The organism is Pseudomonas sp. NPDC087615, from assembly GCF_044743445.1.
Lineage (GTDB): Bacteria > Pseudomonadota > Gammaproteobacteria > Pseudomonadales > Pseudomonadaceae > Aquipseudomonas > Aquipseudomonas baetica_A.
Genome location: NZ_JBIUWM010000091.1, coordinates 2,596 through 13,347 on the forward strand (window position 1 = coordinate 2,596; position 10,752 = coordinate 13,347).

At 57.5% G+C, this 10,752-nt stretch carries 8 protein-coding genes; all 8 read right to left on the reverse strand.

Going from position 1 to position 10,752, the window contains the following annotated elements; genetic code table 11:
• Nucleotides 1–196: 196 nt before the first annotated feature.
• Nucleotides 197–3,718 (reverse strand): DNA polymerase III subunit alpha, encoded by a 3,522-nt coding sequence (gene dnaE / locus ACIOU6_RS26610; protein WP_221732453.1) that lies wholly within the window; start codon nt 3,716–3,718, stop codon nt 197–199.
• Between the two features lie 76 nt (nt 3,719–3,794).
• Complete coding sequence (gene rnhB / locus ACIOU6_RS26615) at nt 3,795–4,421, reverse strand: ribonuclease HII (RefSeq protein ID WP_401139638.1); 627 nt, start codon at nt 4,419–4,421, stop codon at nt 3,795–3,797.
• An 11-nt stretch (nt 4,422–4,432) separates the two neighbouring features.
• Nucleotides 4,433–5,563: a lipid-A-disaccharide synthase gene (gene lpxB, locus ACIOU6_RS26620; protein WP_401139626.1), complete on the reverse strand. Its 1,131-nt coding sequence runs from the start codon at nt 5,561–5,563 to the stop codon at nt 4,433–4,435.
• 2 nt (nt 5,564–5,565) lie between these two features.
• Entirely contained in the window at nt 5,566–6,342 is a 777-nt protein-coding gene (gene lpxA / locus ACIOU6_RS26625) for an acyl-ACP--UDP-N-acetylglucosamine O-acyltransferase (RefSeq protein ID WP_401139629.1), read from the reverse strand.
• Entirely contained in the window at nt 6,339–6,779 is a 441-nt protein-coding gene (fabZ, locus tag ACIOU6_RS26630) for a 3-hydroxyacyl-ACP dehydratase FabZ (protein WP_042557884.1), read from the reverse strand. The genes lpxA and fabZ overlap by 4 nt, the downstream gene beginning before the upstream one ends.
• Nucleotides 6,780–6,885: 106 nt before the next feature.
• Nucleotides 6,886–7,941, reverse strand: a complete 1,056-nt coding sequence (gene lpxD, locus ACIOU6_RS26635; protein ID WP_401139633.1) for a UDP-3-O-(3-hydroxymyristoyl)glucosamine N-acyltransferase — start codon at nt 7,939–7,941, stop codon at nt 6,886–6,888.
• 3 nt (nt 7,942–7,944) lie between these two features.
• Nucleotides 7,945–8,448, reverse strand: coding sequence for an OmpH family outer membrane protein (locus ACIOU6_RS26640; protein ID WP_221732449.1), 504 nt, complete (start codon nt 8,446–8,448; stop codon nt 7,945–7,947).
• Between the two features lie 45 nt (nt 8,449–8,493).
• A partial coding sequence (bamA, locus tag ACIOU6_RS26645; protein ID WP_401139636.1) for an outer membrane protein assembly factor BamA occupies nt 8,494–10,752 on the reverse strand: 2,259 nt, incomplete at its 5' end.

The following is a 10,752-nucleotide window of genomic DNA, read 5'->3' on the forward strand; positions in this document are numbered from 1 at the left end:
GATCTTGGCTTGCAGGTCGGCGATCGGCTGTTCGAAATCTAGAAAATTCGGGTTCATAGGCGTCCGTCTTGGGTCGTATCCCAAATGAGCTTGGGTCGGCCGGTTGTCTATTCGCGCCCTACCTTAAGGGAGAGGCGCGCTAAGGTCGAGATTAAAAATTCAGGTTTCGGGCACGCGCAATGATGGCACCTGCCGGTCAACGGTATTGGAGGAAGACGTTGTCTCGCCCGAACTGGTCACGCAGGGCTTGAATCAACGCATCCGCCGGGTCAATCCGCCAGGTCTCGCCAAACTGCAGCAAGGTCTTCGCATCGGGGCTGGTGTACTCCATGGTGATCGGACACGCCCCGCGATGACGCTTGAGCAAATCACCCAACCAGCGTAGCTGATCGCCTTTCAGGTCCTGAGTTTGCAGCTTCAGGCGCAGGCTTTCGGCAAGGTTGGTGCGCGCATCTTCCATGCTCATCACGCGCTTGACCCGCAGGCGCAGGCCGCCGGAGAAGTCATCGTTGCTGACCTCGCCTTCAACCACCACCATCGCGTCGGTCTGCAACAGCGACTGCGCGGAATGGAACGCTTCGGCAAACAGCGACGCTTCGATCCGCCCGGAGCGGTCATCGAGGGTGATGAAGCCCATCTTGTCGCCCTTTTTGTTCTTCATTACCCGCAGGGCAATGATCATCCCGGCCACGGTTTGCGTATCGCGCGCCGGTTTCAGGTCGATGATGCGCTGACGGGCGAAACGGCGGATCTCACCTTCGTATTCGTCAATCGGGTGACCGGTCAGGTACAGGCCCAGGGTGTCTTTTTCACCCTTGAGGCGTTCCTTGAGGGTCAGCTCCTTGGCTTTGCGATGACTGGCATAAACGTCGGCATCTTCCTCGACGAACAGCCCGCCAAACAGGTCGGCGTGGCCACTGTCGTGGGTGCGCGCGGTTTGCTCGGCAGCCTTGATCGCCTCTTCCATCGCGGCCAGCAACACAGCGCGGTTACGGTCGATATTGGCCTGATAAGCCTTTTGTTCGTCGTGAAAATAAGGCCCCAGACGATCCAGCGCACCGCTGCGAATCAAACCGTCGAGCGTGCGCTTGTTGATGCGCTTGAGGTCGACACGGGCGCAGAAATCGAACAGATCCTTGAACGGGCCTTCCTGACGCGCCTCAGTGATTGCTTCTACCGGGCCTTCACCGACACCTTTGATCGCGCCGAGGCCATACACAATGCGGCCATCGTCGTTCACCGTGAACTTGAACTCCGAATTATTCACGTCCGGCGCGTCGAGACGCAGCTTCATCGTGCGAATTTCTTCGATCAAGGTCACGACCTTGTCGGTGTTGTGCATATCCGCCGACAGTACCGCAGCCATGAACGGCGCCGGGTAATGGGTTTTCAGCCAGGCAGTCTGATACGAAACCAGACCGTAAGCGGCGGAGTGAGACTTGTTGAAGCCGTAACCGGCGAATTTTTCCACCAGGTCGAAAATGTTACCGGCGAGGTCGGCGTCGATATTGTTGGTCTTGCAACCTTCAATGAAACCGCCGCGCTGTTTGGCCATCTCTTCGGGTTTTTTCTTACCCATCGCCCGACGCAGCATGTCCGCACCGCCGAGGGTGTAACCGGCCATGACCTGGGCAATCTGCATCACCTGTTCCTGATACAGGATGATGCCGTAAGTCGGTGCCAATACTGGCTTGAGGCCCTCGTACTGGTAGTCCGAGTGCGGGTACGCCAGTTCGGCGCGACCGTGCTTACGGTTGATGAAGTCATCCACCATGCCGGACTGCAGCGGGCCCGGACGGAACAACGCCACCAGTGCGATCAAGTCTTCCAGGCAGTCGGGCTTGAGCTTTTTGATCAGCTCTTTCATGCCTCGGGATTCAAGCTGGAACACCGCTGTGGTTTCAGCTTTTTGCAGCAACTGGTAGGTCGGTTTGTCGTCCAGCGGGATGAACGCGATATCCAGCGGCGGCTCGTCGACCTTGGCGCGGTCACGGTTGATGGTCTTTAGCGCCCAGTCAATAACCGTCAACGTCCGCAGACCAAGGAAGTCGAACTTCACCAGACCGGCCGCCTCAACATCGTCCTTGTCGAACTGGGTTACCAGACCGTCACCGGCCTCGTCACAATAGATCGGCGAGAAATCGGTCAGTTTGGTCGGCGCGATAACCACACCACCAGCGTGCTTGCCGACGTTACGCACAACGCCTTCGAGCTTGCGCGCCATCTCCCAGATTTCTGCGGCCTCTTCATCGACCTTGATGAAGTCGCGCAGGATTTCTTCCTGCTCGTAGGCTTTTTCCAGCGTCATGCCGACTTCAAACGGAATCATCTTCGACAGACGATCCGCCAGGCCGTAGGACTTGCCCTGCACCCGCGCCACGTCACGCACCACAGCTTTTGCCGCCATGGAACCGAAGGTGATGATCTGGCTTACCGCGTTGCGCCCGTATTTCTCGGCCACGTAGTCGATGACCCGATCACGACCGTCCATGCAGAAGTCGACGTCGAAGTCGGGCATCGATACCCGTTCCGGGTTAAGGAAACGTTCGAACAGCAGGTCGTATTCCAGCGGGTCGAGGTCGGTGATTTTCTGCACATAGGCCACCAGCGATCCGGCACCCGACCCACGGCCAGGCCCTACCGGTACGCCGTTGCTCTTGGCCCACTGGATAAAGTCCATCACGATCAGGAAATAACCGGGGAAGCCCATCTGGATGATGATATCCAGTTCGAAATTCAAGCGGTCGACGTACACCTGACGCTTGGCTTCGTAGTCTTCGGTGGTGTCTTTGGGCAGCAGAACCGACAGCCGCTCCTCCAGACCGTCGAAGGACACCTTGCGGAAATACTCATCGATGGTCATGCCATCGGGAATCGGGAAGTTGGGCAGGAAGTGCGTACCCAGTTTCACATCGATGTTGCAGCGCTTGGCGATCTCGACGGTGTTTTCGATGGCATCGGGAATGTCACTGAACAGCTCGGCCATTTCCTCCGCACTTTTGAGATATTGCTGATCGCTGTAATTCTTCGAACGCCGCGGATCGTCGAGGGCGCGGCCCTCACCGATGCAAACGCGGGTTTCGTGGGCGGCGAAGTCTTCCTGCTTGATGAAACGCACATCGTTGCTCGCCACCAGTGGCGCGCCCAGCTTGTCGGCCAAGGCCACAGCACCATGCAGTTGCTCTTCATCGTTGGGACGGTTGGTCCGCTGGATTTCCAGATAGAAACGATCCGGAAACACCGCCATCCATTCACGCGTCAGAACCTCAGCTTCAGCCGGGTTACCGCCGATGAGGGCCATGCCGATCTCGCCTTCTTTGGCGGCAGACAGCATGATCAGGCCTTCGTTGGCCTCGGCGACCCACTCGCGCTCGACGATGATCATGCCATTGCGCTGCCCCTCGATGAAGCCACGGGAAATCAGCTCGGTGAGATTGCGATAGCCCTTGGCGTTCATGACCAACAGGCTGATCCGGCTCAGCGGCGCATCAGGATCCTTGTTCGACAGCCACAGATCAGCGCCGCAGATCGGCTTGATCCCTGCGCCCATGGTGTTTTTATAGAATTTGACCAAGGAACACATGTTGTTCTGATCGGTGACCGCGACGGCCGGCATGTTCATGCCAGTCAGGGCCTTGACCAGTGGCTTGATCCGCACCAGCCCATCGACCAGGGAGTACTCAGTGTGCAGGCGTAGGTGAACGAATGAAGCCGGCATAGTGATCCTGTCCAGTTACATAGAGACAACAAGGCCCGGATTGTACCGGGCCTCGAACAAAACATCAGCCTTGCGACTAAACCTGCTTCAGACCTTCCAGTGCCTCATAAGCCTGGCGCACCGGGGCGAACGAGCGCCGGTGAATCGGGGTCGGCCCGAGCCGGGCCAACGCTTCCAGATGAACGGGCGTCGGATAGCCTTTGTGGCCGCCAATGCCATAACCCGGGTAAATCAGTTCGAACGCAGCCATTTCGCGGTCACGACTGACCTTGGCCAGAATCGATGCCGCAGCAATGGCAGGCACCTTGCTATCGCCCTTCACAACCGCTTCGGAGCGCATCGGCAGTTTCGGGCAGCGGTTGCCATCAATCATCGCCAGTTTCGGCTGGATGTGCAGCCCGGCCACGGCGCGCTGCATGGCCAGCATGGTCGCGTGCAAAATATTCAATTCGTCGATTTCTTCGACCTCGGCGCGAGCGATGCACCAGCTCAGCGACTTTTCGATGATCTCGTCGTAAAGCTTTTCGCGCTTGGCTTCGGTGAGTTTCTTCGAGTCGTTGAGCCCGACGATAGGGCGGTTCGGATCGAGAATCACCGCCGCCGTCACCACTGCACCGCACAACGGGCCGCGACCGACTTCATCGACGCCGGCGACCAGCGCTTCAACTTCGGCGACCAAAGTGAAATCCAGGCCCATTTGCATGCTTGTCTTGCTCATCGTGATTGACCGATCAGGTTAAGGACGGCATGCGCCGCCTGATTGGATGCATCCAGACGCAGCGTGCGGTGAATCTCGTCGAAGCCGCGAGTCTGCTCTTCACCGCCCTCGATCAAGGGCGACAGGGTCTGGGCAAGCGCCTCGACAGTTGCATCATCCTGCAACAACTCCGGAACCAGCAGACGCTGGGCCAACAGATTTGGCAGCGATACATACGGGCTCTTGACCATGCGTTTCAGAATCCAGAACGTCAGCGGCGCCAGACGATAGGCGACCACCATCGGCCTCTTGTACAGCAGCGCTTCGAGGGTTGCCGTACCGGAGGCGATCAATACGGCGTTACAGGCAGCCAAGGCCAGATGAGACTTGCCATCGAGCAAGGTCACCGGCAAATCGCGGCCGGCGAGCAGTTCTTCAAGCTGCGAACGGCGCTCCGGGCTGGCGCACGGCATGACAAAGCGCACACCCGGACGCATCGCGCGCAGGCGCTGGGCGGTATCGAGGAACAGTGCGCCGAGGCGACCGACCTCACCGCCACGACTACCAGGCATCAGCGCGATCAGCGGCCCATCAGGCAATCCCAACTCGGCACGCGCAGCCGCACGATCAGCCTCCAGCGGAATGGCATCGGCCAGCGAGTGACCGACGAAGCGCACCGGCACGCCTTTCTCTTCGTAGAATCTGGCTTCGAACGGGAAAAGCGTGAGCATCAAATCGCAACCTTCGCGAATCTTCAGCACGCGCTTCTGCCGCCACGCCCAGACCGACGGACTGACGTAATGCACGGTTTTGATCCCGGCCTGACGCAGCTTGAGTTCGATATTGAGGTTGAAGTCGGGCGCGTCGATACCGATGAACGCGTCCGGTTTTTCGGCAATCAGCGTGGCAATCAGCGCTTTGCGACGCTTGAGCAACTCGCGCAAACGACCGAGGACCTCAACCAGCCCCATGACCGACAACCGCTCCATGGGGAAGTATGAAGTCAGGCCTTCCGCTTGCATCAACGGACCGCCGACGCCGATGAACTCGACCGACGGATGCTGTGCCTTGAGGGCACGCATGAGGCCGGCGCCCAAAATATCACCGGAAGCCTCACCCGCCACCAGCGCAATACGCAAATTGGCCATGATCAGCGGGTGATGCCGCGTGTCGACGACTGGATGGAATCGCGAAACACCGCGACTTCCGGGAACTGGGCAGCAGGCTCGGCCAGTTGAGCCAGTGCCTGCTCGACTGTCAGCCCTTGGCGATAAACGGTCTTATAGGCGCGACGCAATGCGTGAATAGCGTCTTCGCTGAAACCTCGACGGCGCATGCCTTCGAAGTTCATGCTGCGCGCCTCGGCCGGGTTGCCAAACACGGTGACAAACGCCGGAACGTCTTTACCGATCGCAGTACCCATGCCTGAAAAGCTGTGGGCGCCAATGTGGCAATACTGGTGAACCAGGGTGAACCCGGAGAGGATCGCCCAGTCGTCAACATGCACATGGCCGGCCAATGCCGTGTTGTTGACCAGGATGCAGTTATTGCCGATGACACTGTCGTGACCGATGTGGGCATAGGCCATGATCAGGTTATGATCGCCCAGCGTGGTTTCCGAACGGTCCTGCACGGTGCCACGGTGAATCGTCACGCCTTCGCGGATGACGTTGTGGTCACCTATCACCAGCCGGGTCTCTTCACCTTTGTACTTCAGATCGGGCGTGTCTTCGCCTACCGAGGAAAACTGGTAGATGCGATTGTGCTTGCCGATGCGTGTCGGGCCTTTGAGGATCACATGCGGCCCGATCACGGTACCCTCGCCGATTTCCACACCTGCGCCGATGATCGACCAAGGGCCGACCTCGACGCCGTCTGCCAGAACGGCCGACGGATCGATGATTGCGCGAGGGTCAATCAAACTCATACCTTTTGTTCCGCGCAGATGATCTCGGCCGAGCAGACCGGCTTGCCATCGACCGAAGCCTGGCATTCAAACTTCCAGATCTTGCGTTTACAGCTAATGAACGTGGCTTCAAGGATCAACTGGTCGCCAGGCTTGACCGGCTGGCGGAAACGCAGCTTGTCGGAACCAACGAAGTAATAAAGGGTACCGTCCGCCGGTTTGACGTCGAGCATTTTGAAACCGAGGATCCCGGCAGCCTGAGCCATCGCTTCGATGATCAGCACGCCTGGCATGATTGGATGCGCCGGGAAGTGACCATTGAAGAAAGGTTCATTGATGCTGACATTCTTGTAGGCGCGAATGCGCTTGCCTTCAGTGTCCAGATCCACCACCCGGTCCACCAGCAGGAACGGGTAACGGTGAGGCAGGTATTCGCGAATCTCGTTGATGTCCATCATTTCGGGGGGAAGCCTATGTAAAGATTGGGAGCGCGACTGACGCGCACTCCTCTAGCAAATCAAGGAGGCAGTCTAGAGGCTGTGCACACTTGATATGGAAATGGTATCAGCCATCTGATGAAGCATTGCCGTCAGGGGTCACTTCCCCTACGCGCTTTTCCAGCTGTTTAAAACGTCGCGCGATGTCATCGAGCTGACGGATGCGTGCCGCACTTTTGCGCCATTCGGCAGCCGGTTGCATGGCTGTGCCGGAAGAATAGGCGCCTGGCTCGGTAATCGAGTGCGTCACCATGGTCATCCCGGTCAGGAAAACGTTGTCACAAATATCAATGTGGCCGACCAGACCGACACCCCCGGCCAGCATGCAGTGCTTGCCGATTTTGGTGCTGCCGGAGATCCCGACGCACGCGGCCATGGCAGTGTGATCACCGACCTGGACGTTGTGGGCAATCTGGATCTGGTTGTCGAGTTTCACGCCATTGCCGATCACGGTATCGGCCAACGCGCCGCGGTCGATGGCGGTATTCACGCCGATCTCCACATCGTCGCCGATGGTCACACCACCGATCTGGGCAATTTTCTGCCAGATACCTTTCTCATTGGCGAAGCCGAAGCCTTCACCACCGAGCACGGCACCGGACTGGATAACCACACGCTTGCCGATGTGCACATCGTGATACAGCGTGACACGCGGAGCGAGCCAACCGCCCTCGCCGATTTCACTGCGGGCACCGACGACGCAATGGGCGCCCAGCGTGACTCGCGCACCAATCCGTGCACCCGCCTCAATCACCACGAAGGGACCGATGCTGGCGGTTGGATCAACCACAGCGTCGTCAGCGATGACTGCCGAGGGATGGATACCCGCGGTAGCTTTCGGTTTGGGATCGAACAAGTGAGAGATACGTGCATAAGCCAGATAAGGATCTGGCACCACCACTGCATTACCGGCAAAACCTTCTGCGTCGGCTTCTTTGAGCAACAAGGCTGCTGCCTGAGAACCCGCCAGGTATTTTCGATATTGAGGATTTGCCAGAAAGCTCAACTGAGCTGGGCCAGCCTCTTGCAAAGTGGCTAGCCCAGTAATTTGCTTCTCCGGATCGCCACGCAGAGTGGCGCCGAGGAACTCGGCCAACTGGCCGAGCTTGATAGTCACGGTCATGGGTTACTTCAGCTGATTCATGCGCTCGATAACCTGGCGCGTGATGTCGTACTGAGGCTTGACATCGATCACTGCGCCACGCTCGAACACCAAGTCAAAACCACCTTTCTTGATGACGCCTTCCACTGCGCTATCCAGTTTCGGCTTCAGTTGCTTGAGCATTTCGCGGTCAGCAACAGCTTTGGCTTCGTTCAGTTCCTTGGACTGGAACTGGAAATCACGGGCCTTTTGCTTGAATTCCAGCTCCAGACGCTCACGCTCGCCCTGCTGCATCTTGTCGCCACCGGCCATCAGACGATCCTGAATGCCCTTGGCGCTGCTTTCCAGAGTTTTCAGCTTGGTCAGTTGAGGACCGAACTTCTTCTCCGCATCGACAGCGTATTTCTTGGCCGCGTCCGATTCCAGCAAGGCCATCTGATAGTTCAGAACGGCAATTTTCATGTCGGCGAATGCCGGGCCTGCCACCAGTACGGAGGCCAGGAGAACCAATTGAGTCAACTTACGCACGATGCACTCCTACAAAATCCATTGTCGTTATCTTGGGTCAGACGCTTAGAACGTCTGGCCGAGGGAGAATTGGAACACTTGAGTTTCAGCGTTATCCGGTTTTTTGACCGGCATGGCCAGAGCAAAACTCAGAGGACCCAGCGCGGTAACCCAGGTCACGCCAACACCGACGGAACTGGCCATGTTGCTCAGACTGATGTCGTTGCACTTGGTGTTAGACGAAGTGCCGTTTGCGTTGGTGGTGTCCTTGCACTGCGAATCGAAAACGTTACCCACGTCCCAGAATACCGAAGTACGCAGGGAACGCTGATCCTTGACGAATGGCAGCGGGAACAGAACCTCCACACCACCCTGGATCAAGACATTGCCACCGAACGGCAGCGGGTCTTGGTCCGGATCTTTCGCAGTACCCGGGTTGTTACCCGAACTTGGTGTACTACGCGGGCCGAGGGTGCTGTCCTTGAAGCCACGAACTGAGTTGAAACCACCAGCATAGTAGTTTTCATAGAACGGCAAGCCATCTGTGGAACCATAACCGTCGCCATAACCCAGTTCGGTGTGCAGACGCAAAGTGTAGTTTTCGCTGATCGGCTGGAACAGCTGACCACGGTAGTCAAGCTTGTAGAATGCAAGGTCGCTGCCCGGAATGGTGGTTTCCAGGGTCAGGCTCTGGGAACGGCCACGGGTTGGCAGTACACCTTTGTTCAGGGTCGACTCGGACCAGCCGGCCGACGCCTTGAAGTTCAGGTAGTTGTCGCCTTCCTTGTTAACGAAGTCGAAAATCTCGTCAACGGTGTATTTGCCGGTCTTGATCTTGTCTTGCTGGGCAGACAGACCGAAGGTCAGTCGCGAAGTCTCGCTGATCGGGTAACCAACGTTAACACCCGCACCCAAGCTGTCTACGGAATAGCTAGAAATATCGGCATCGAGTTCAGCGTAGTCGGTTGTGCGATAGAACGCGTTGTAACCCAGGCTCACGCCATCGGCGGTCCAGTAGGGGTCAACGTAGCCGAAGTTGTAGCGGCTCTGGTATTCGCTTCGAGTCAGACCGACGCTGACGCGGTTACCGGTACCGAGGAAGTTGTTCTGGGTAATCGAACCACCGAGGATCAAACCGGCGCTCTGGGCGAAACCGACGCTGGCGGTAATCGAACCGGAAGCCTGCTCTTCAACGCTGTAGTTCACGTCAACCTGGTCGTCGACACCCGGAACAGCCGGAGTTTCGACGTTGACTTCCTTGAAGAAGCCCAGACGCTCAAGACGGGTCTTGGATTGGTCGATCAGGTAGGTCGAAGCCCAGCCACCTTCCATTTGACGCATTTCGCGACGCAGCACTTCATCTTCGGACTTGGTGTTGCCACGGAAGTTGATGCGGTTGACGTAGGCACGCTTGCCCGGATCGACAGCAAACAGGATGTCTACGGTGTGATCATCGTCGTGCGGCTGAGGCACGCCGTTGACGTTGGCGAAGGTATAACCCTCGTTACCCAGACGACGCGTGATCAGTTCAGAAGTAGTGGTCATCAGCTTGCGCGAGAACACCTGGCCCTTCTGCACCAGCAACAAGGACTTGATCTGATCTTCAGGTACTTTGAGATCACCGCTGAGTTTGACGTCACGAACGGTGTATTTCTCGCCTTCAGTCACGTTGACCGTGATGTAGACATGCTTCTTGTCCGGAGTGATGGACACCTGGGTCGAAGCAATATCCATATTGATATAGCCGCGATCCAGGTAGTAGGAACGCAGACGCTCCAGGTCACCAGACAGCTTTTCACGGGCATACTTGTCATCGTTCTTGAAGAACGACAGCCAGTTGGTGGTTTTCAGCTCGAACAGGTCGGTCAGGTCTTCCTCGGGGAAAACCGTGTTGCCTACCACGTTGATGTGCTGAATGGCAGCAACGGTGCCTTCGTTGATGTTCACCTTCAGGCCGACACGGTTACGCGGCTGCGATACCACTTCGGTATCGACGGTAGCCGAGTAACGGCCTTGCGCAACGTACTGGCGTTGCAGTTCGTTACGGACACCTTCGAGGGTGGCACGCTGGAAGATCTCGCCTTCGGCCAGACCGGATTGCTTGAGGCCTTTCATCAAGTCTTCAGTAGAGATCGCTTTGTTACCTTCGATCTCGATACTGGCGACAGATGGACGCTCAACAACCGTGATTACCAGAACGTTGCCTTCGCGGCCCAGCTGGATATCTTGAAAGAAACCGGTTTTGAACAACGCACGAGTGGATTCCACCAGGCGACGATCATCCGCCTGCTCGCCGACGTTCAACGGCAAGGCACCAAATACGCT